The 21306-nt window shown below is 67.6% G+C and carries 16 protein-coding genes; 7 read left to right on the top strand and 9 right to left on the bottom strand.

Going from position 1 to position 21306, the window contains the following annotated elements; all coding sequences use genetic code 11:
* Positions 1-84: 84 nt before the first annotated feature.
* From tssH to tssA, 9 genes are all read right to left on the bottom strand, one after another.
* On the bottom strand, positions 85-2784 hold the full coding sequence (gene tssH / locus PI990_RS16550; protein ID WP_271657771.1) for a type VI secretion system ATPase TssH: 2700 nt from the start codon (positions 2782-2784) through the stop codon (positions 85-87).
* A gap of 115 nt (positions 2785-2899) precedes the next feature.
* Positions 2900-3928, bottom strand: a complete 1029-nt coding sequence (tssG, locus tag PI990_RS16545) for a type VI secretion system baseplate subunit TssG (protein ID WP_021217512.1) — start codon at positions 3926-3928, stop codon at positions 2900-2902.
* Positions 3892-5751, bottom strand: a complete 1860-nt coding sequence (gene tssF, locus PI990_RS16540; RefSeq protein WP_184490503.1) for a type VI secretion system baseplate subunit TssF — start codon at positions 5749-5751, stop codon at positions 3892-3894. The genes tssG and tssF overlap by 37 nt, the downstream gene beginning before the upstream one ends.
* Positions 5748-6266 (bottom strand): type VI secretion system baseplate subunit TssE, encoded by a 519-nt coding sequence (gene tssE / locus PI990_RS16535; protein ID WP_021217510.1) that lies wholly within the window; start codon positions 6264-6266, stop codon positions 5748-5750. The genes tssF and tssE overlap by 4 nt, the downstream gene beginning before the upstream one ends.
* A 2-nt stretch (positions 6267-6268) precedes the next feature.
* Positions 6269-7054: a type VI secretion system accessory protein TagJ gene (locus PI990_RS16530; protein ID WP_271657770.1), complete on the bottom strand. Its 786-nt coding sequence runs from the start codon at positions 7052-7054 to the stop codon at positions 6269-6271.
* Positions 7055-7283: 229 nt separating this feature from the next.
* On the bottom strand, positions 7284-7772 hold the full coding sequence (locus PI990_RS16525; RefSeq protein ID WP_031287032.1) for an Hcp family type VI secretion system effector: 489 nt from the start codon (positions 7770-7772) through the stop codon (positions 7284-7286).
* A 73-nt stretch (positions 7773-7845) separates the two neighbouring features.
* Positions 7846-9342, bottom strand: a complete 1497-nt coding sequence (gene tssC, locus PI990_RS16520) for a type VI secretion system contractile sheath large subunit (RefSeq protein ID WP_021217507.1) — start codon at positions 9340-9342, stop codon at positions 7846-7848.
* Positions 9343-9354: 12 nt separating this feature from the next.
* Positions 9355-9870, bottom strand: coding sequence for a type VI secretion system contractile sheath small subunit (gene tssB, locus PI990_RS16515; RefSeq protein ID WP_021217506.1), 516 nt, complete (start codon positions 9868-9870; stop codon positions 9355-9357).
* Between the two features lie 93 nt (positions 9871-9963).
* Positions 9964-10998 (bottom strand): type VI secretion system protein TssA, encoded by a 1035-nt coding sequence (gene tssA, locus PI990_RS16510; RefSeq protein ID WP_031287030.1) that lies wholly within the window; start codon positions 10996-10998, stop codon positions 9964-9966.
* A 403-nt stretch (positions 10999-11401) separates the two neighbouring features.
* On the opposite strand from tssA, the gene tagH reads away from it, so the two are divergent.
* From tagH to PI990_RS16475, 7 genes are all read left to right on the top strand, one after another.
* Positions 11402-13087 carry a type VI secretion system-associated FHA domain protein TagH gene (gene tagH / locus PI990_RS16505; protein WP_271657769.1) on the top strand — a complete coding sequence of 562 codons (1686 nt, stop codon included), beginning with the start codon at positions 11402-11404 and terminating at the stop codon, positions 13085-13087.
* Positions 13088-13157: 70 nt separating this feature from the next.
* Positions 13158-13637 carry a type VI secretion system lipoprotein TssJ gene (tssJ, locus tag PI990_RS16500; protein WP_031287028.1) on the top strand — a complete coding sequence of 160 codons (480 nt, stop codon included), beginning with the start codon at positions 13158-13160 and terminating at the stop codon, positions 13635-13637.
* A 17-nt stretch (positions 13638-13654) separates the two neighbouring features.
* The gene (gene tssK / locus PI990_RS16495) at positions 13655-14989 is read left to right on the top strand and encodes a type VI secretion system baseplate subunit TssK (RefSeq protein WP_031287027.1); all 1335 of its coding nucleotides are present in this window, start codon (positions 13655-13657) and stop codon (positions 14987-14989) included.
* 6 nt (positions 14990-14995) lie between these two features.
* Entirely contained in the window at positions 14996-16360 is a 1365-nt protein-coding gene (locus PI990_RS16490) for a DotU family type VI secretion system protein (protein ID WP_271657768.1), read from the top strand.
* A complete protein-coding gene (gene tssM, locus PI990_RS16485) occupies positions 16357-19872 on the top strand; it encodes a type VI secretion system membrane subunit TssM (protein WP_271657767.1) in 3516 nt (1171 codons plus the stop codon). Before PI990_RS16490 ends, tssM begins: the two co-directional genes overlap by 4 nt.
* Positions 19869-20564, top strand: coding sequence for a type VI secretion system-associated protein TagF (tagF, locus tag PI990_RS16480; protein WP_043247245.1), 696 nt, complete (start codon positions 19869-19871; stop codon positions 20562-20564). The genes tssM and tagF overlap by 4 nt, the downstream gene beginning before the upstream one ends.
* On the top strand, positions 20564-21292 hold the full coding sequence (locus tag PI990_RS16475) for a PP2C family protein-serine/threonine phosphatase (RefSeq protein ID WP_021217498.1): 729 nt from the start codon (positions 20564-20566) through the stop codon (positions 21290-21292). The genes tagF and PI990_RS16475 overlap by 1 nt, the downstream gene beginning before the upstream one ends.
* The last annotated feature ends 14 nt before the right edge of the window (positions 21293-21306 follow it).

Raw genomic sequence — 21306 nt, 5'->3', positions numbered from 1 at the left:
GTACGCGTCACTACCGGGTTCCGACGCGCCGGAACCTTCCACATTCAGGCGGCGCACCCCGTCGTGGGGGCGCGCCGCATCGCTTCAATCGAAGCTGTAGGTGAACTCGCCGTTCTCGGCGCCCACCGTCACCTTCTCGACCTTGCGGCCTTCCAGCATGCGGCCGAGGAACTCGCGGGAGAGGTCCGGCAGCATGCTGTTGGTGAGGATGGCGTCGATCTGGCGACCGCCGCTCTCGGTTTCGGTGCAGCGGGAAACCACCAGGTCCACCACCTTGTCGTCGAAGTCGAAGGGCACCTTGTGCGAGCCCTCCACGCGCTTCTTGATGCGGCCCAGCTGCAGGCGGGTGATGCTCTTCAGCATCTCGTCGGTCAGCGGGTAGTAGGGGATGGTCACCAGGCGGCCGAGCAGGGCCGGCGGGAAGATCTTCAGCAGCGGCTCACGCAGCGACTTGGCGATGCCTTCGGGTTCGGGCATCAGCTCGGGGTCGTTGCACAGGCTGGCGATCAGGTCGGTGCCGGCGTTGGTGGTGAGCAGGATCAGGGTGTTCTTGAAGTCGATCACCCGGCCTTCGCCGTCTTCCATCACGCCCTTGTCGAACACCTGGAAGAAGATCTCGTGCACGTCCGGGTGGGCCTTCTCCACCTCGTCCAGCAGCACCACGCTGTAGGGCTTGCGCCGTACCGCCTCGGTCAGCACGCCGCCCTCGCCGTAGCCGATGTAGCCGGGCGGGGCACCCTTGAGGGTGGAGACGGTGTGCGCTTCCTGGAACTCGCTCATGTTGATGGTGATGACGTTCTGCTCACCGCCGTACATGGCTTCGGCCAGGGCCAGCGCGGTTTCGGTCTTGCCGACGCCCGAGGTGCCCGCGAGCATGAACACGCCGATCGGCTTGCTCGGGTTGTCGAGCCCCGCGCGGGAGGTCTGGATGCGCTTGGCGATCATTTCCAGGGCATGGTCCTGGCCGATGATGCGCTTCTTCAGGTGGGTGCCCAGGTTGAGCACGGTCTCGATCTCGTTGCGCGCCATGCGGCCCACGGGGATGCCGGTCCAGTCGGCGACCACCGAGGCCACGGCCTGGTAGTCCACGGTCGGCAGGATCAGCGGGTTCTCGCCCTGCAGCGTGCTCAGGCGCTGTTGCAGGTCGGCCAGCTTGGCGCGCAGGCCATTGAGCTCGTCCTCGCTCAGGCTCGGCGCATTGGCGCCACCTTCGCGGCTGGTACCGTCCACCGGTTCGGCGGCGGCACGCAGGCTGGCGCGGGTGGCCAGCAGCTCGTCGACCAGGGCCTTCTCTTCGTTCCAGCGCTCTTCCAGCCCGGCCAGGCGGGCGCGTTCCTCGACCAGCGCGTTCTCCACGTCGGTGCGACGGCTGCCGATGGCGACGCCGATGGCGTGCTCGCGGCCGATGATGGCCAGCTCGGTCTCCAGCGCCTCGATGCGGCGGCGGCTGTCGTCCACCTCGGCCGGCACGGCGTGCAGGCTGATGGCGACGCGGGCGCAGGCGGTGTCCAGCAGGCTCACGGACTTGTCCGGCAGCTGGCGTGCGGGAATGTAGCGATGGGAGAGCTTGACCGCCGCCTCCAGCGCTTCGTCGAGGATCTGCACCTGGTGGTGCTTCTCCATGGTCGAGGCGACGCCGCGCATCATCAGGATGGCGCGGTGCTCGGAGGGCTCGTCCACCTGCACCACCTGGAAGCGGCGGGTGAGGGCGGGGTCCTTCTCGATGTGTTTCTTGTACTCGGCCCAGGTGGTGGCCGCGACGGTGCGCAGGGTGCCGCGCGCCAGGGCCGGCTTGAGCAGGTTGGCGGCATCGCCCGTGCCGGCGGCGCCACCGGCACCGACCAGGGTGTGGGCTTCGTCGATGAACAGGATGATCGGCTTGGGCGAGCTCTGTACGTCCTCGATCACCTGGCGCAGGCGCTGTTCGAACTCGCCCTTCATGCTGGCGCCGGCCTGCAGCAGGCCCACGTCCAGGGCGCGAAGTTCGACGTCCTTCAGCGAGGGCGGCACGTCGCCGGCGACGATGCGCAGGGCGAAGCCTTCCACCACGGCGGTTTTGCCCACGCCGGCCTCGCCGGTGAGGATCGGGTTGTTCTGGCGGCGACGCATGAGGATGTCCACCAGTTGGCGGATCTCGTCGTCACGGCCGACGATGGGGTCCAGCTTGCCGCTGCGGGCCTGCTCGGTGAGGTCGACAGTGAAGCGCTTCAGCGCTTCCTGCTTGCCCATGGCGGAGGGGGCCATGGCACCGCTGGCCTCGCCCGGGGCAGCGCCGGCGTTGAAGCCGTCGGTGGCGGTCAGGGCGTTTTCCGGGGAGCTGCCGACGATCTCGTCGAAGCGCTCGATCAGGGTTTCCACCTTGATCTTGTCGAACTCGCGGGAAATGGAGGTCAGCGCGTGGCGCAGGCTCGGCGTCTTGAGGATGCCGACCACCAGGTAGGCGGTGCGCACCTGGCTCTCACCGAACATCAGGCTGCCGTAGACCCAGCCGCGCTCCACCGCTTCCTCGACGTGGGAGGACAGGTCGGTGATCGAGGTCGAGCCACGGGGTAGGCGATCCAGCGCCTCGGTGATGTCCTTGGCCAGGCGCCCGGGTTCGATGTTGAACTGGCGGATGATCTGGTGCAGGTCGGAATCCTGCAGCTGCAGGACCTGGTGGAACCAGTGCACCAGCTCGACATAGGGGTTGCCACGCAGCTTGCAGAACACCGTGGCCGCTTCGATCGCCTTGTAGGCGAGGCTGTTCAGCTTTCCGAACAGCTTGGCACGACTGATTTCGCTCATCTTGCTCTCCTTTTCCTGACGGCACGCTTGCTGTGATGGCCGTGTGGTTGGTCCTGTCTGAAGCACTCCATGCGCTTCGTGTTGTTTTCTATCGGCGGGTCGCGGTGGCGTGCACTCAGGCGCGCGCCTCCGCACCGTGGTTCAGGTGGCTCACCGCCAGCAGCAGGTCGTCGGCGTCGCCTTCGGGCTTGCCCAGCCAGGTGTTGAAACCCAGCCGGTCGCCGCCGCCCAGGGTCATGGGCGGCACTTCGTCACGTTCCAGCACCAGGTTGCTGTCCCAGTCCAGCTCCTCGCCCAGGTACTCGGCGACCCAGGCGGCCAGCTCATGGAACAGCTCGCCACCGGGGAGGAAGCGCTGGTACTGCGAGAGGCCCAGCGGGCCTATGCGGATGCGGAACTTGTGCTGGCGGTCCCACACGTGGGTGCCCAGGCACAGGTCGACGCCCAGGGTGCTGGCCTGGGCGCCCAGGCGGCTGTACTCGGGGAGCTCCAGCCACTGGCCGACGTACTCCTCGATGGCCACGGGCACGCCGAAGAACTCAGCGAGTATGGTGCGCAGGCCGTCCGGGTAGCGGGTCTGTGCCGCCAGGTGGCCGGTGAAGTAATAGCGCGCGGCGTCGTCGATCGGCCCCTGGCCCATCAGGCTTTGCATACCGCGGCCGGAGAGGGCGCCGAGGCGCGGCGACCAGTAGTCGTCGCCGGGGCGGTCCTGGCTCACGGTCGGCCGGGCTTCGGCCCAGGCGCGGTAGAACAGGGTCAGCAGGCGATGGTTGAAGACGTCGAGGAAGCGCTTGAAGGTGGCGTCGGCGTTGTTGCGCTGGCGCTCACGGGCGTATTCGGTCAGGTGCAGCGGCAGCGGACCGTTGGGGCCGGTGAGGCCGAAGAAGTACTGCTCGATGCGCGGCGTGCCGTCGGGGTTGTGCTCGACGCTGGCCAGGGTCGAGGGGGCGAAGCCGCAATCGGGTTTCTGCCCCAGGCGCAGCGGGTCGTCGGCCAGGCGCACGGAATGCCCCAGGCGCGGGCGCTCGGGGAATTCGCACTCGATGCGGCGCAGCGCCTGGAAGAAATCGTAGTTCCAGGGCGCGGTCTCCATGGCCGCGAGGGTGTTCACAGATTCGGACGGCGTCCGGGCTTCGCCCGCCATCGCATCACCTCGCCCCGTTCAGTGGTCCGCATCACCGTTTCGGTGAAGCTGTTGATCGACACATAGCGTGTCAGGAAACGTTCCAGCACCGCGCCCAGGAGGAAGACCCCGGTGCCGCGGAAGGCGTTCTCGTCGAACTCCAGGCCGATCTCCAGGCCGCGGCCGAAGACGATGGGCCCCGGCATCGGCAGGCGCCGCGTGCAGGGCTTGCTGGTGACCTGGCGCAGGCCTTCGATCTGCATCTGCAGCGCCGAGTCGGTGGGGTCGCCATACAGGCGCAGCAGTTCGCGCAGGGCGGCGGCGCCCTGGCCTTCCTGGCTCAGCGACAGGTAGTTGAGCGACAGCTGGCTGATCAGGCGCCAGGCGCTGGCGTCATGGGCGCGGCTCACACGGGGGCGGCTCGGCCCAGCCAGGCAGCGCACGGACACCACCGGGGCGCTGTCTTCCAGGGTGAAATCGCTGCGGCCGTTGCCCACCGGCATGAACAGCGGCAGGTCACGGTTGGTGCACAGCGCGCCGATGCCCAGCTGGCGCAGGTCGTGGCGGTAGGGCGCCTGGTTGGCGTCCACCAGGGAGATGAAGGTCTCGCTGCCGATGTAGGTGGAGCGCGGGCCCTTGCGGCGTTGCTTGCTGGACAGCACGCGGGGCTCGCGGCGCACCGTGTACCAGGCCTGCTCGCGGCCATAGCGGGACGGGTCGCGCACGGCATAGAAGGGCTGGAAGGGTTGCTCCGGGCCGGCGCCGTGGCCGCTGACCTCGGTGAGCGAATGCACCTCGAAATCCAGCGGGCGGGTGCGGTCGACGATCACCTGGTGCTCGTGCACGCGGTCGCTCAGATGGATGCGATCGGCGCGCCGGGGGAACAGGTTCACCGCCGGGGTGCAGAACAGCTTGAACTGCTCGGTGCCGATGCTGCCTTCCAGGCTCTGGTCGATGCGGTTGAACAGCACGATGACGTCCAGCTCCTGGCCGGCGCAGCGCTGCACCGGGCGGCGCAGGTTGGCCACGTCGATGAACAGGAAGCGGTTGGGCAGGGCGAAGTATTCCTGCAGCAGGCGGTAGCCCTGGAAGGCGCGGGGCACCACCGGCAGCACCGCGTCCTCGTCGTCGAAGCCGCGCGGGCGCAGGCTTTCCGGCGGCAGGCGCTCGACCCAGTCGCCACCGGGGGCCTGGACGAACACCGCGCAGGCATTGCCCAGCAGCTGCTCGTAGAGGCGGAAGGGTTGTTCGTCGGCGCCGTGCAGGTAGAACGACAGGCTTTCCAGGGGCAGGGCGCTGAAGGGCAGCCCGGCACCGGTGCGCAGGCGCAGGCGCAGTGCGGCCTTGGCGCTGGGCTCGGAGGCGGCGAGGCGGCCGAGCACCGAGGCGGGGTTGCCGAAGTATTCCACCTTGGCCACTTCCAGCGGCCACAGGGTCACCGGCTGAGAGGTGCGGTACTCGCAGGCGGTCTGTTCGTCGGTGCCCAGCAGGCCGCGCAGGGAGGCGTTGCGCTCCACGGTGAAGCCGCTGGCCAGGGAGCCTTCGTTGGGATCGGCCTGCAGCTGCACCACGGTCATCGACGGGGTCGGTGCCAGGTAGTGCGGGTAGGCGATCTCCAGCAGGTTGTGGGTAAAAGTCGGGTACTCGGCGTCGAGTTTGAGCTGCACCCGCGCGGTGAGGTAGGCGAAGCCTTCCAGCAGGCGCTCGACATAGGGGTCGGCGCAGTCGATGCCGGAGAGGGTCAGGCGGCTGGCGATCTTCGGGTACTCGCCGGCGAATTCCGCCGCGCTTTCGCGGATGTGCTGCAGCTCCTGGTTGTAGTACTCGAGCATGCGCGGGTTCATTTGTTGCGCTTCCGCAGGTGGTCGGCGGGGACGATCTGCACGTGGCCGGTCTCCAGGTCCAGGTCGGTGGTGAGGAGCATGCGCAGGGGCACGGGTTCGGCCCACAGGTCGCCTTCGATCTCGAAGGACAGGGCGTTGTGGTTCATCTGGTCGGCTGCCAGCTGGGCGCGCACGCGCAAGGTGGATCGGATGATGCGCGGCTCGTAGTCGGCGATGGTCTCGGTGAGCAGGGCCTCGATGGCCTGCACGTCGACGCTGGAGGCGGTGTGCCCGGCCAGCGGCGGCAGGCCGTAGTTGACCACCGAGTTGCCGGCCTGGATCTCGCTGGAGGTCTCGCTGTCGAGCGGCGCGATGGTGTTGAACAGCCAAGCCAGGTCGCGCAGGACGGACGCCTTGAGCTGGGTCAGGGAGAGCACGCGCTTGTCGACGCTCTCCTTGGCGTTGCTCGGGTCCTCGTCGGTCAACCGGTCCAGAAGGGAGGGTTGCAGACGTTCCTGCAGCGTCAGCTCGGCCATGCTCAGGCCTCCGGCTGCCCGAAGGCGAGGGTGCGCAGTTCGAACAGCGCTGTGTCGCCCTGGTCGGTGACGAACAGGCGCTGGCCGATGGGGCGGCCGTCGTCGAGGAAGTCGGTCTTGCGGCTCAGGCGGATGGCGCCGTCGGCGTCGTCCTGGCTGCCCGGGTAGCGGCTGGGGATCAGGCCCACTGTGGCGCCGCCGTTGACCAGGGTGACTTCCACCGGCAGCCAGACCAGGTCGCGCAGGTCGGTGGGCGCCTCGGTCACCAGGCTCTGGATGTTGTGCATCGGCAGCCACACGTAGCGGCCGTTGACGATGAGTTCGAGCACCGGGCCCAGGCGCGGGTCGGCGTCGGCGAACCACTCGAACGGCTGGTCGTTGAGGGTGCCGGCGACGGCGGGGGCGGCTTCGAAGGCCTGGTCGCGCAGGGCCTGGGCGGCTTCGTGCTGGCCCTCGGCGTCATGCTTGAGGGCCTGGATCAGCGGCGCCACCCATTCGGCGGGCTCGCCCAGCACCACGGGGGTGAGGCGGCCGGCGAAGACTTCGGCGCGCAGGGCTTCGCATTCCAGGGCGGTGCGGTAGGTCTGCACCATGGCCAGGGTGCTGGCATCCAGCTCGCCGGCGACTTTCAACTGGTTCTGCGCGCGGCTCCATTGGCCGAGCACCGCCAGCAGCTGGAACAGGAACACCCGCAGCTCGGCGTTGGAAGGTTGGGCACGCACCTGGTCCTGCAAGGACTTCAGGGCTTCGTCGGCGCGTCCTGTGCGCAGTAGTTCTTCGGCGGTCATGGTCGTCCTGCCTGCAGCCGGGCTGCGCGAAGGGAATGGGGGGTGTGGCTCGAGGTGGCGCTCTCCACTGCGGCCTGGGGCAGGCGGCAGTGGGCAGCGTCACGAAGGTCGACCGGCGGAGGGGAGGCCGCTGCGTGGGAATCGGGCAAGGGTCTGGCCATGGTCGGTCCGGGGGAGGGTGGCTTGAAACGCATCCGGGCCCGCTTGCGCAGGCCCGGATGAGAGAGCATCAGATCTTGACATTCTCGCGGATGTTCCAGCCGTATTTGACCGGGCCGCCATCTTTGGCGCCGTCGGCTTTCTGCGGCTGGTAGTCGACCTTCACCTGGGCGAAGTTCAGGCTGATGTTTTCGGTCAGGCGATCCTCACCACCGCTACCGCCGGTGCTCACGGAGGAGATCAGCACTTCGCTCATGGTGATGATCAGGTACTCGACCGGCGACTCGCCGCCCGCTTTGCGGATGGTCAGCTTGGCTTCCGGGTAATGCTTACCGCTGGAGCAGGCCATCATCAGGTTGGGGCTGGACTTGTCGACGTACTTGGTCAGCGACAGGTCCTGCACGCTTACCTTGCCGGCGCCGCCGCCACCACCCTGGTGCATGTTGCCGGATTGGGACATGCCCCAGCTCCAGGCCAGCACGTCGATTTCCTTGCCGTGGCTCTTGTCGGCGGACTCGCCTTCGACGTCGCCGATCTTGATGAACATATCTACAGCCATCATTCCTCCTTCGTGGCTTTCGCCACTTTGTCAGAGACGCCCGCCACCTGGCGGGCGCTTAAAGTGACGCGCCTCAGGCCCCCTTGGCCGAAGGCAGCTTGGATACCAGGCGCAGCGACACGGTCAGCCCTTCGAGCTGGTAGTGCGGGCGCAGGTAGAACTTCGAGCTGTAATAGCCCGGGTTGCCCTCGATCTCCTCGACCACCACTTCAGCGGCTGCCAGCGGGTGCTGCGCCTTGGTGGTTTCGGTGGAGTGAGCGGGATCGCCATCGACGTAGTTGAGGATCCAGTCCTGCAGCCAGCGCTGCATGTCGTCCTTCTCCTTGAACGAGCCGATCTTGTCGCGAACGATGCACTTGAGGTAGTGCGCGAAGCGGCAGGTGGCGAACAGGTACGGCAGGCGCGCCGCCAGGTTGGCGTTGGCGGTGGCGTCCGGGTCGTCGTATTCGGCCGGCTTCTGCAGGGACTGGGCGCCGATGAAGGCCGCCAGGTCGGTGTTCTTCTTGTGCAGCAGCGGCATGAAACCGTTCTTCGCCAGCTCGGCCTCGCGGCGGTCGGAGATGGCGATCTCGGTCGGGCACTTCATGTCCACGCCACCGTCGTCGGTGGGGAAGGTGTGCGCCGGCAGGTTCGGCACTTCACCACCGGACTCCACGCCACGGATGCGCGAGCACCAGCCGTAGAGCTTGAACGAACGGTTGATGTTCACCGCCATGGCGTAGGCCGAGTTGGCCCAGGTGTACTTGGCGCTGTCGGCACCGGCGGTGTCTTCCTCGAAGGCGAACTCTTCCACCGGGTCGGTCTTGGCACCGTAGGGTTGGCGGGCCAGGAAGCGCGGCATGGTCAGGCCGATGTAGCGCGCGTCGTCGGACTCGCGCAGCGAGCGCCAGCCGGCGTATTCCGGGGTGGTGAAGATCTTGGTCAGGTCACGCGGGTTGGACAGCTCCTGCCAGGAACCCATGCCCATCACGGTGGGGGAGGCGGCGGAGATGAACGGCGCGTGCATGGCGGCGGAGACCTTGGCGATCTCGCCCAGCAGCTCCACGTCCGGCGGCGATTGGTCGAAGTAGTAGTCGCCCAGCAGGCAGCCGTAGGGCTCGCCACCGAACTGGCCGTATTCCTCTTCGTAGAGCTTCTTGAAGATCGGGCTCTGGTCCCAGGCGGTGCCTTTGAATTTCTTCAGGGTCTTGTGCAGCTCGCCCTTGGAAATGTTCAGCACGCGGATCTTCAGCTGCTCGTCGGTCTCGGTGTTGTTCACCAGGTAATGCAGGCCACGCCAGGCGCTTTCCAGTTGCTGGAAATCCGGGTGGTGCATGATCAGGTTGACCTGCTCGGTGAGCTTGGCGTCGATCGCAGCGATGATGGATTCGATCGACTTGATCGCATCGTTGGAGATCAGGCTGGTCTGTGCCAGGGCATGCTCGGCTAGGGTGCGCACGGCGGTTTCCACCGCTTCGCGGGCGCGCTCGGTCTTGGGTTTGAATTCCTGCAGCAGCAGCGAGGCGAACTCGCTGGTCTGCTCGGTCGCTTCGCCGCCCTGGGGCGCAGCGTCGGTCATCAATTCGGCCATCTGGGTGTCCTCTTAAGCTTGCGGCTCGTTGTCTTGCGGCTTCGGCGCGCTGGCCAGGGCCTGCAGCAGGGCCGGGTCCTTGATCGCTTTCATGATCAGCTCTTCAGCGCCGGTCTTGCCGTCCATGTAGGTCAGCAGGTTGGCGAGCTGGGTGCGGGCTTCGAGCAGCTGGTTCAGCGAGTCGACCTTGCGCGCCACGGCGGCGGGGCTGAAGTCGTCCATGCTCTCGAAGGTGATGTCCAGGGACAGGTTGCCGTCGCCGGTCAGGGCGTTGGGCACGTTGAAGGCGACGCGCGGCTTCATGGCCTTGAGGCGCGAGTCGAAGTTGTCGACGTCGATCTCCAGGAACTTGCGGTCCGCAACGGCGGCCAGGGGTTCGGCCGGTTTGCCGGCGAGGTCGGCCATGACGCCCATGACGAAGGGCAACTGCACCTTCTTCTCGGCGCCGTAGAGTTCCACGTCGTACTCGATCTGGACGCGGGGCGCGCGGTTGCGTGCGATGAATTTCTGACTGCTGGTGCTACCCATGGTGCTCCTCCTTCGCTGCCTGTGCGGCTGTATTGGCGTCATCGGCAGCTAGCCGGTAACGGATGCGTGAACCCGCTTCGAACGTGCCCTGCACTATTCGGACTCGGGGCCCCGCAAATTCTCGAACTGGGACATCCCATCCGGGATCAGGTTGCGCACGATCGCCGCGAAATCGGCCGTGACCAGGGTCTTCGCACGCTTGAGCAGGATCGGCACCGGGCTCGATGGCTCCTGGCGCGCGTAGTACTCGAGGATGCGATCCAGGGTCTTGAGTACGTCGTCGCGGTTGGTCACCTCGCCGGAGATGCGCGGCGTGGCGCGGGCGCTCGGTGCGCTGCCGGTGCTGCCGGCGTCGCTGGCGGTGTCGTCACCGGCCGCCGGCTCATCGGCTACGGCGTCGTCGCCGGGGGCCTGGTCCTTGTGGATCTGCAGGGCGTGGCGCAGCAACTGCTTGAGGGCGCCGAGGTCGGCGCTCTGGGCCGAGCCCACGCGATCGGAAAGGGTCGACTCGATGGTGGCCAGCGCGGACTGGGCATCGGTCAGGGCGTTGCGGGTGCTGGCGAGCAGCGCTTCATCGCTGTCGCGGAAGGCGCCCTGCAACTGCTCGGGGGTCAGCGTTTCACTGGGGAAGCGCTGCAGGTCGAGGGCGTTGAGGGCGGCACGCAGGCTCACCGAGCCAAAGGCCCGCGAGCTGGTCAGGCTGCTTTCGCGCAGCAGCTGGATCACCGGTTCCGCCGCCAGCCCGGTGAGGGCGTTGATGCGGAAGGTGGGGTCGTTGTCATCGTCGGCGTCGAGCTGCGGGTACAGGCCGTCCCAGTATTGGGTCAGCAGCTCGCGCACCAGGATCAGGCCCTGGGCGAGACCCGGCAGCCCTTCGAGGGCGAGGGTGCTCTGCAGGAAATAGTTGGCGATGCGCAGGTCTTTGCTGCGTTGCAGCAGCTCACTGGAAAGCTCGCGGACATCACGCCAGACAGGGGGCTCGGCGGGGAGTACGGAGTCGCCCATCTGGCGCTCGGGTTGCCCTTGGGCAATACGTTCCAGTTCGAGATACGCAGCGTCGTATTCGAGGTCGTCGCCGCAAGGCGAATCAGCGGAAACAGGGGATAGCAAACGCGACACATCCACCACGGTGGGTGTTCTCCTTGTCAGGCCTCAGAGGTAAAGGCGAGCAGTATTCAGAGTGAACGTACGGCCTGATCACAGTCCTTTGGATCAACGTTCCGATGACGCCAATTTCATGGCTTCACCCGCTGCAACTCTTTTCCATTCTTGGGGTCGTATTTCGCCCTTGTCAAGACAATCCCAGAGCACAAACGACAGATGTGCACCAGTCCACGCTAGCCTCTTTCAGCTGTCATTTTTGTCTTTTTTCGATCTAAGATATTTCGGCTAAAGCCATGCATATTTTCCGTTCGTCTATACGATGGGTGTATGGCCAAGGGCCACGTGCAGAACAGGGACCGGATCGAAGTTGCACGGCATCGAAGGGACTCGGTGCTCGCGTCCACAGTGAGAAGTGCAAGGAGTCGCAATGCCACTGCGTTTGACCATCACCAGTTATCACAAGCTGACGCCAGGACAACGTCCCGAGGTGGAGCTTGATCGTGGTGAGCTGAGGATTGGCCGCAGTGCCGATAACGATTGGGTGTTGCCCGATCCCGAGCGCCTCGTTTCCAGCCAGCATTGCACCATCCAGTTCCGCGACGGCACCTACTACCTGACCGACACCAGCACCAACGGCGTGATGCTCGCGCAGTCGGGCGTGCGCCTGCGTCGCGGTAACAGCGAGCCGCTGCTGGATGGCGAAATCCTCAAGCTCGGCGAGTACGAGATCCTCGTTCAGGTGCAGGGCATGAGCATGAACATGCAGCCCGCCAGCGCCGCGCCGATGAGCGGGGGCGGCGACCCCTTCAGCAGCTTCGATGCGCTGATGAGCCGGCAGACCTCCACGCCTTCGATTCCCGAGCCGATGGCGCCGCCGCCGGCTTCCATGGCCCATATCCAGGGTGGCGGTTCCCCGCTGGACACCAAGCCCGACCTGTTCGACTTCCTCAACCCGCCACCGGCTGCCGCACCGTCGATTCCCGATCACGTGCCCGCCGAGCGTCATGACTTCCGCCCGCCGACGCCGATCCCCAGTTACGAGCCGACGCCGGTGCCGCCCGTGAGTGCACCTGCCGCCTTCGCCGAGCCAGCAGGCGCCGCACCGGCGATCCCCGCCGACTGGGACCCCTTCGCCGACCTCGGCCTTACCAGCCCTGCGCCCCAGCACGCGCCGGCCGTTCCGGTGCCGATGCCCACGGCGGCGGCACCGCTGGAACCGGCCCCGGTAGCCGTCGAGCTGCCGGCGGACTTCTTCAGCAATCCGCCGCTTGGCCACGACTCCGCGGCGACCTCGATTCCGACGCCCATCCCTGATCCGCAGCCCATTGCCCAGCAGACCATCGCACCGATGCCGCCCGCCATCGAAATGGCGCCAGCGGCGATCCCGGTGCCTGCCGTTGCCACGCCCGCACCGGTTCCGGCACCGCCTGCGCTGACGCCCACTGCCCAGGCCACCCACGCCGCCGCGGTGTCCTCCCCGGCCACTCAGGCGCCGGCCCATGCACCTGCACCGAGCGGCGACGACGGTGCACTGATGGATGCCTTCCTGCGTGGCGCCGGCCTTGGCCAGCTGCGCATCGACCGCGCCGAAGCCGCCGCGCAGATGGAAGCCATCGGTCGCAGCTATCGTCTGATGGTGGAAGGCCTGGTGGATGTGCTGCGCGCGCGCTCCAGTCTCAAGGGCGAGTTCCGCATGGCGCAGACCATGATCCGACCGGTGGAGAACAACCCGCTCAAATTCGCCCCCAACGTCGACGAGGCCCTGTTGCTCCTGTTGCGCCACGGCAACGCCGCGTTCATGCCGCCGGACCAGGCCGTGGGCGAAAGCTTCGACGACCTCAAGGCCCATCAGCTGGCGGTGATGGCCGGCGTGCAGGCGGCCATCAAGCACATTCTCAAACGCTTCGAGCCCTCGGTGCTGGAAGCGCGGCTGAACAAGCCCTCGGGGCTTTCGGCCTTGCTGCCGGGTTCCCGGCAGTCGCAATACTGGGAGTTGTTCACCGACCTCTACGCGAGCATCTCGCGGGAGGCCGAGGACGATTTCCAGGACCTTTTCGGGCGCGAATTCAGCCGCGCCTACGAGGAGCACAGCGCCAGACTTCGCGGGCATTGACCCCCGCAACCCCTTGGGTGCCAGGCAGTCGGCCCCGCGGATCAACAGCAGTCATTGAGGACGAATCGAAATGCCAAGGATTCTACTGGTAGCCGTAGTAGCGCTTCTGGGCGCATGTGCTTCCGAGCCACCGCCGCCACCACCGCCCACCGTGGTGCAGCTGCATATCGAAGCCTCCAGCGACGTCAACCCGGGTCCGGGCGGGCAGGGCGCACCCGTGCGCGTGCGGGTGTTCGAGCTCAAGAGCGCCACCGCCTTCAACCGTGCCGACTACTTCTCCCTGGTGGAGCAGTCGCAGGCCACCCTGTCCACCGACCTGGTCGCCCAGGACGAGTTGCTGGTCAAGCCCGGCGACAAGCAGATGCAGGAGCGCAAGCTGGACGACGCCACCCGCCAGTTCGGCATCGTCGTCGGCTACCGCGAGCTCGACAGCGCGGTCTGGCGTGACGTGATCACCGTGCCACTGAACCAGACAAGCGCCTACAGCGTGAAATTCGGCGCCCACGCCATCAGCGTCTCGCCGGCTCCCATCGCCGAGCCGGCCAAATAGAAACGGAGAGTTCGTCCATGTCCTGGAACAACCGAGTGGTCTGGTCTGAGGGGATGTTCCTGCGCCCGCAGCATTTCCAGCAGCACGACCGCTACCTGGAGTCCCTGGTGGAAGGCCGCTGCCGAGCACTGCAAGCCGGCGGCTGGGGTTTCTCCGAACTGAAGATCGACGAGGCGCTGCTCACCCAGGGCAAGCTGGCCATCGTCTCGGCTCGTGGCGTGCTGCCCGACGGCACCCCTTTCGACATCCCCGGCGACGATGTGGCCCCGGTGCCGCTGGACGTCGAGGACAGCCTGCGTGACGGCATCATCTACCTGGCCCTGCCGCTCAAGCGCGCCGGTGCCCGCGACACGGTGGAGGAGGGCGAGGCCCTGGGTGGCGCCCGCTACCAGAGCGCGGTGCGCGAAGTGCGCGACGACAACGCCCCCTTTGAAAGCCGCGCCCCCGTGTCCATCGGTGGCCGCGCCCTGCGCCTGCTCACCGCGCGTGACGGCCTCGGCGAATACGCCGCCGTAGGCGTGGTGCGGGTGGTGGAAAAACGCGCCGACCGCTCCCTGGCGCTGGACGAAAGCTACATTCCGCCGCTGCTGGATGTGACCGCCTCGCAGCCCCTGGCGGCCTTCCGCAGCGAACTGCTGGGCCTGCTGCACCAACGTGGCGAGGCCCTGGCCGGCCGCGTGGTCGCTTCCGGTGCCGGTGGCGCTTCGGAGATCGCCGACTTCCTCCTGCTGCAACTGGTCAATCGCGCCGAACCCCTGGTTTCGCACCTGGCCAACATCACCCCGTTGCACCCGGAATGGTTCTACCGCGAGGCGGTGAGCCTGGCCGGCGAGTTCTCCACCTTCTCCGCCAGCGGCCGTCGCCCGGCGGAATTCCCGGCCTATGAGCACGACGACCTGGCCACCACCTTCGCCCCGGTGATGCTCGCCCTGCGCCAGGCCCTGTCGATGGTCATCGACAGCCGCGCCGTGCCGATCCCCATCATCGAGAAAGCCTACGGCGTGCACGTGGCGATGCTCGCGGACAAGAGCCTGCTGGACAACTCGGCGTTCATCCTCGTGGTGCGTGCCGACGTGCCCGGCGAGTCGCTGCGTTCGCGCTTTCCGCAGCAGGCCAAGATCGGCTCCGTGGAGCACATCCGCGACCTGGTCAACCTGCAGCTGCCGGGTATCGCGCTGCTGCCGATGCCGGTGGCACCGCGGCAGATCCCGTACCACGCGGGCAGCACCTACTTCGAACTCGACCGCGGCAGCGACCACTGGAAGCAACTGGTGCATTCCGGCGGCTTCGCCTTCCACATCGCTGGCCAGTTCCCTGGCCTGAACCTGGCCTTCTGGGCCATCCGGAGTTAATTCGCGATGCATCCAATCGACGATCCCTTCGGCGGGCCGCCCGCCGGTGGTGGCAGCGGCGGCAACGGTAACGGCAACAACGACCGCACCATGATCATGCCGCGCCCCGGTGGCCGCGCCCCGGACCCGGCCGCGCCGCGCTACGACGCGCCCACGCCGCCGCCTGCGGGCCCGGCGCCCACCGGCCCGATGCTCACCGCGCGTGGCCAGGGCCTCAACCCGCTGGAAGCCGCCGCCGGGCCGATGCTGGCCTTGCTCACCCGCCTGCGCAACACCATCGCCCACCCGATGCCCGCCAGCCTGCGCGCGCAACTGCTGGGCTACCTGCGCCAGTTCGAAGAAAAGGCCCGTGCCGCCGGCATCGCCCAGGACGAGGTGATGCTCAGCCGCTACGTGCTCTGCACTGCGCTGGACGAAGCCGTGCTCAGCACCCCCTGGGGCAGTGGCAGCGACTGGAGCAAGCAGAGCCTGCTGATCACCCTGCACAACGAAGCCTGGGGTGGCGAGAAGGTCTTCCAGCTGCTCGACCATTGCCTGCAGAACCCGCGCCAGCGCCTCAACCTGCTGGAGCTCCTGTACCTGTGCATCAGCCTGGGTTTCGAAGGCCGCTACCGGGTGATGAACGATGGCCGCAGCCAGCTCGAGGCCCTGCGCGAGCGTGTGGCCGGCACCATCCGCAGCACCCACGGCGAGATCGAACGCGAACTGTCACCGCACTGGCGCGGCCTGGTGGTGGCGCGTGATCGCCTGCGCCAGTTCCTGCCGCCCTGGGTGGCCGTGGCCATCGGCGCCGCGCTGCTCCTGGCGCTGCTGTTCGGCATGCGCCTGAAGCTGGCCGCCGAAGCCGAGCCGGTGTTCAAGAACCTGCATGCCCTGGGCGACGTCCCGGTGCAGACCATCGACCGCCCGCCGCAACAGCCGAAGATCGTCGAGCGCCCGCGCCTGGCCGGCTTCCTCGCCGAGGAGATCCGCCAGCAGAAGGTCGCGGTGGAAGACGCCGTCGACCGTTCGGTGGTGACCATCCGTGGCGACCAGCTGTTCGCCTCCGGCAGCGCCACCATCGCCGACGACTTCCAGCCCCTGCTGCTGCGCATCGCCGAGGCGATCCGCAAGGTGAAGGGCAATGTGCTGGTCACCGGCCACAGCGACAACCGGCCCATCGCCACGCTGCGCTACCCGTCCAACTGGAAGCTGTCCCAGGACCGCGCCCAGCAGGTGATGGACGTGCTCGCGGCCAAGAGCGGCCAACCCGAGCGCTTCCGCGCCGAGGGTCGCAGCGACACCGAGCCGGTCGCATCCAATGACACCGCCGACGGCCGTTCGCGCAACCGTCGGGTGGAGATCACAGTCTTTGCGGAGGGCGTCGAGTGAAGGCGTTTTTCAGTTTCCTCGCCCGCTGGGTGATACCGGTGCTGGGCCTGATCGCCCTCAGCCTGGTGATCTGGTTCGTCGGCCCGCTGATCGCCATCGGCGACGTCGAGCCCCTGGCTTCGGCCACCGTGCGCTGGGTGCTCATCGGCCTGCTGTTCGCCGTGTGGATCGGCTGGCGCGTGCTGCGCGTCATCCAGGCGCGGCGCAACGCCGCCAAGGTGATGCAGGGCCTGGTCGCCGTGGCCCCCGATGCCGCCAGCGTGGCCACCAGCGAAGAGCTGGCCACCCTCAAGCAGCGCATGGACGAGGCCCTGGTCCTGCTCAAGCGCGCCAAGCTCGGCGGCAACGAGCGGCGCAACCTCTATGAGCTGCCCTGGTACGTGATCATCGGCCCGCCGGGTTCCGGCAAGACCACCGCGCTGGTCAACTCCGGCCTCAACTTCCCGCTCGCCGAACAGATGGGCAGCGGCGCCATCCGTGGCGTCGGCGGCACCCGCAACTGCGACTGGTGGTTCACCGACGAGGCTGTGCTGCTCGACACCGCCGGCCGCTACACCACCCAGGACAGCCACGCCCAGGTGGACAAGGCCGCCTGGCTGGGCTTCCTCGACCTTTTGAAGAACCAGCGCAAGCGCCGCCCCATCGACGGTGCCTTCGTGGCCATCAGCCTGTCCGACCTGTTGCTGGGCAGCGAAACCGAGCGTGCCGCCCACGCCCGCGCCATCCGCGCCCGGGTGCAGGAGCTCTACGCCCAGCTCGGCGTGCGCTTCCCCGTCTACGTGATGCTCACCAAGCTCGACCTGGTGCCGGGTTTCATGGAGTTCTTCGACTCGCTGAGCAAGGAAGACCGCGCCCAGGTCTGGGGCATGACCTTCGCCCTCGACGACGGCAAGAGCGCCGAGGGCCCGCTGTCGGTGTTCGGCAACGAGTTCGCCCTGCTCGAGCAGCGCCTCAACGACCGCCTGGTGGAACGTCTGCAACAGGAACGCGACCCCGCGCGGCGCGACCTGATCTACGGCTTCCCGCAGCAGTTCGCGGCCCTGCGCGATGCGCTGTCCACCTTCCTCGACGGCGTGTTCAAGCCCAACCCCTATGAAGAGCGCGCGCTGCTGCGTGGCGTCTACTTCACCAGCGGCACCCAGGAAGGCAGCCCCATCGACCGCCTGATCGGCGCCATGGCGCAGAGCATGAACCTCGACCGCCAGCACCTGGCCCGCCAGACCGGCACCGGGCGCAGCTACTTCATCGAGCGCCTGTTCCGCGAAGTGGCCTTCGGCGAGCGCGGCCTGGTGGGGGCCAACCCCAAGGTCGAGCGCCAGCGCAAATGGATGGCCCGTGGCGTGCTCGCCGCGACGGCGATCCTGGTCCTGGGCATCGCCGCCATCTGGTTCGCCAGCTTCAGTGCCAACCGCAGCTACATCGCTGCCGTCGACGGCCGGGTCAAGCCGCTGCACGGTGAACTCCAGGGCCTCAGCCCGGCACAACGCGACGTGCTCGCGGTGCTGCCGCTGCTCAATGCCATCCGCAACGTGTCCGGCGATGCGCCGAGCTGGGCGGAAGGCTACGGCCTCTACCAGGGCGACATGCTCGGTGCCGAAGGCGCCAGCGTGTACCGCAAGCTGCTGATCGCGGTGATGGCGCCGCGGGTCATGGCCCGCATCGAGGAACAGCTGCGCAGCGGCGGCTCCTCGGACTTCCTCTACGAGGGCCTGAAGGCCTACCTGATGCTCGCCGACCCGGAACACTACGACGGCGACTTCATCAAGGCCTGGGTGGCGCTGGACTGGGACCGCAGCCTGCCGCGCGACCTGGTGCCCGAACAGCGCCAGGCGCTCAACGAGCACCTGGCCGCGCTCTACGACCGTGCGCCGCCAGCGGTGCGCCTGGACGACAACCTGGTGCAGGACACCCGTCGCCAGCTGCAGCAGCTGTCCATCGCCCAGCGCGTGTACGACCGCGTCAAGCGCCAGAAGCTGCCCCAGGGCCTGCCGGACTTCCGCATCAGCGAAGCCGCCGGCCGCGACGCCGCCCTGGTGTTCTCGCGCAAGAGCGGCAAGCCGCTCAACGACCCGCTGTCGGGCTTCTTCACCCAGCGTGGCTACCGCGAAGTGTTCATGGTCTCCAGCCTGAGCCAGTCCGGCACCCTGGCCGAGGAGCAATGGGTACTCGGTCGCACCATGGACGACACCCAGGACGCCGCCAGCCTGGCCCTGGAAGTGCGCCAGCTGTACTTCCAGGACTACCTGCGCCAATGGGATGCACTGCTGGCCGATATCGACTTCGTCGCCATCACCAGCACCGCCCAGGCCGCCGACGTGCTGCGCGTGCTCTCCGGCCCGCAGTCGCCGCTGAAGAAGCTGCTCGAAGCGGTGGCCAAGGAGACCGACCTGCAGAAGGAAGAACGCCTGGCCGCCGAGAAGCTCAAGGGCACCAGCGACACCGTCGGCAAGCTCAAGGATCGCCTCGGCTCCCTGGTGGGGCAGGGCGACGACGCCCCGCAACAGCAGCAGGCACCGAGCGAGGACCCGATCACCGCGCACTTCGCCGAGCTCAACAGCCTGGTGGCCAAGAACGACAACGAACCGGCGGCCATCGACGGCCTGCTGGCGGACATGAACGCCCTCTATGTGCAGATCAGCGCCATGAGCGGTGCCAGCGGCGACGCCCTGCTGGGTGAAGCGAAGAACCAGGCCCAGGCCGCCGCCCAGCGCGTCAGCCTCGGTGCCGAGCGCCAGCCGCCGCTGGTCCAGGGGCTGGTCAAGTCCGTGGTCAGCGCCACCACCAGCACCATGATGGGCGGCATCCGCAACCAGCTGAACGCCGCCTGGACGGCCGAAGTGGTCAACGTCTACCGCCAGTCCCTGGCCGGCCGCTACCCGCTGGACCGCAACAGCACCCGCGACGCCACCCTGGACGACTTCGGCGCCTTCTTCGGCGTCGGCGGGGTGATGGACAGCTACTTCCGCAAGTACTTGCAGCCCTACGTCGACACCTCCGCCACCACCTGGCGCTGGCAGCCGGGCGCGGCGGAGAAGCTCGGCATCGGTTCCGGCGTGCTGGGCACCTTCCAGCGTGCCGCGCAGATCCGCGATGCCTTCTTCCGCTCCGGCAACACCACGCCCATGGTGCGCTTCGAGCTGAAGGCGGTGGCCATGGACGCTGCCATCGACCAGTTCCAGCTCGACCTGGACGGCCAGCAGTTCAGCTATGACCACGGCCCCAGCCGGCCGGTGGCCATGCAGTGGCCGAGCCCCAACAGCCTGGGCGTGGTGCGCCTGACCATCTCGCCGCCGTCCTCCAGCGGCCGTTCGGCCATCACCATGGAAGGCCCCTGGGCCTGGTTCCGCCTGCTCGACCAGTCGGACCTGACCCAGGGCAACGCGCCGGACCGCTTCACCCTGCGCATGCGCGTGGACAACGCCAGCATCTCCAGCGAGCTGCGCGCCAGCAGTGCCTTCAACCCGTTCCGCAGCCGTGTGGTCAGCGGCTTCGGCCTGCCGGAGCGCCTATGACGACGGCGGGCTTCTACGGCAAGCTCGCTGGCCGCGGCGACTTCATCCATCGCGGCCTGCCACCGGCCTTCATCGAGGCCTGGGACCAATGGCTGGCCGCCGGCATGGCGCAGAGCCAGGCCGAGCTGGGCGCTGCCTGGCTCGACGCCTACCTGGTCAGCCCGCTGTGGCGGTTCGCGATCGCGCCCAACCTGCTGGGCGGGGACGCCGTGGTCGGCGTGGTGATGCCCAGCATCGACCGGGTCGGCCGCTACTTCCCGCTGGCCATCGCCGTGCTGCTGGACGAGCGCACCAACCTCGGCGCTATCGTCGGCGGCGCCGATGACTGGTTCGACCGTGCCGAAGCCTTGCTGCTATCCACCCTGGAGCCGGAGGCGGATTTCGACGCGTTCGAAGCCGGGGTGCAGGGGCTCGGCTCGCCGCTGGTGACCACGCGCCATGACGCGCGCCTCAGCGAGGTGGGGGCGTTGCGTTACGCGGTGCAGGGCGGCGAGTCGCGACAGGCGGTACTGGCGCAGATCGCCAGCGACGGCTGCAGTTTCTGGTGGGGGCATGGTTCAGAGCGTGTCGCGGCCGAGCTGGTGAGATTCCAGGGCTTGCCGCCGACGCGGTATTTCAGCCGCTTCCTGGTGGGCGAGGGCGCCGTAGAGCAGCCCGCCGGCATCGGGCAGATCGATTTCGGGAGCCTGTGATGCCACTGCCTCCGGTTGCGCAATACCGCTCGGCCAGCCACAGCCACGTCGGCATGGTCCGCCAGGTCAATGAAGACGCCTGCCTGGATGCCGGCGACAACGGCCTCTGGGTGGTCGCCGACGGCATGGGCGGCCACGCCGCCGGTGACTACGTCAGCAACCTGATCGTCGATACCCTTCGCGGCGTGCAATACGGCGACGGGCTCGATGCCTATGTCGACGCCTTGCGCGCGGCGCTGATACACGTCAACACCCTGGTCCGTGCGGAGACCCAGCATCGCGGGGTGAGCACCATGGGCAGCACGGTGGTGCTGCTGGCCGCGCGGGGCAGCGAGGGCACCTGCCTGTGGGCCGGTGACAGCCGCCTTTATCGCCTGCGCGAGGGCAAGCTGGAACCCATCAGCCGCGACCACAGCTACGTGCAGGAACTGGTGGACAGCCACCTGCTCAGCGAGGCCGAGGCGAAGGTGCATCCCATGGCCAACATCGTCACCCGTGCGGTGGGGGTCCAGGATGACCTGGACGTAGAAGAAACGAGGTTCGTGGTGCTGCCCGGCGACAGCTTCCTGCTGTGCAGCGACGGTCTGAACAAGACCGCCGAAGACCACGAACTGTGTGAAGTGCTGGGCCACGAGGACCCCTATCAGGTGGTCCGCAGCCTGGTGCATCTGGGCTTGACCCGGGGCGCGCCGGACAACATCACGGCGGTAGTCGTCAAAGCATCCTGAAAAAGAAAAAAAGA

It is taken from the genome of Pseudomonas sp. TUM22785, from assembly GCF_028198105.1.
GTDB lineage: Bacteria > Pseudomonadota > Gammaproteobacteria > Pseudomonadales > Pseudomonadaceae > Metapseudomonas > Metapseudomonas solani.
This window is presented reverse-complemented; position numbering and strand designations above follow the sequence as displayed.

Coding starts and splice junctions, on each gene's coding strand:
- tssH (WP_271657771.1), bottom strand. CDS start 2,784: ATGAGCGAAATCAGTCGTGCCAAGCTGTTCGGAAAGCTGAACAGCCTC.
- tssG (WP_021217512.1), bottom strand. CDS start 3,928: ATGGCGGGCGAAGCCCGGACGCCGTCCGAATCTGTGAACACCCTCGCG.
- tssF (WP_184490503.1), bottom strand. CDS start 5,751: ATGAACCCGCGCATGCTCGAGTACTACAACCAGGAGCTGCAGCACATC.
- tssE (WP_021217510.1), bottom strand. CDS start 6,266: ATGGCCGAGCTGACGCTGCAGGAACGTCTGCAACCCTCCCTTCTGGAC.
- PI990_RS16530 (WP_271657770.1), bottom strand. CDS start 7,054: ATGACCGCCGAAGAACTACTGCGCACAGGACGCGCCGACGAAGCCCTG.
- PI990_RS16525 (WP_031287032.1), bottom strand. CDS start 7,772: ATGGCTGTAGATATGTTCATCAAGATCGGCGACGTCGAAGGCGAGTCC.
- tssC (WP_021217507.1), bottom strand. CDS start 9,342: ATGGCCGAATTGATGACCGACGCTGCGCCCCAGGGCGGCGAAGCGACC.
- tssB (WP_021217506.1), bottom strand. CDS start 9,870: ATGGGTAGCACCAGCAGTCAGAAATTCATCGCACGCAACCGCGCGCCC.
- tagH (WP_271657769.1), top strand. CDS start 11,402: ATGCCACTGCGTTTGACCATCACCAGTTATCACAAGCTGACGCCAGGA.
- tssJ (WP_031287028.1), top strand. CDS start 13,158: ATGCCAAGGATTCTACTGGTAGCCGTAGTAGCGCTTCTGGGCGCATGT.
- tssK (WP_031287027.1), top strand. CDS start 13,655: ATGTCCTGGAACAACCGAGTGGTCTGGTCTGAGGGGATGTTCCTGCGC.
- PI990_RS16490 (WP_271657768.1), top strand. CDS start 14,996: ATGCATCCAATCGACGATCCCTTCGGCGGGCCGCCCGCCGGTGGTGGC.
- tagF (WP_043247245.1), top strand. CDS start 19,869: ATGACGACGGCGGGCTTCTACGGCAAGCTCGCTGGCCGCGGCGACTTC.
- PI990_RS16475 (WP_021217498.1), top strand. CDS start 20,564: ATGCCACTGCCTCCGGTTGCGCAATACCGCTCGGCCAGCCACAGCCAC.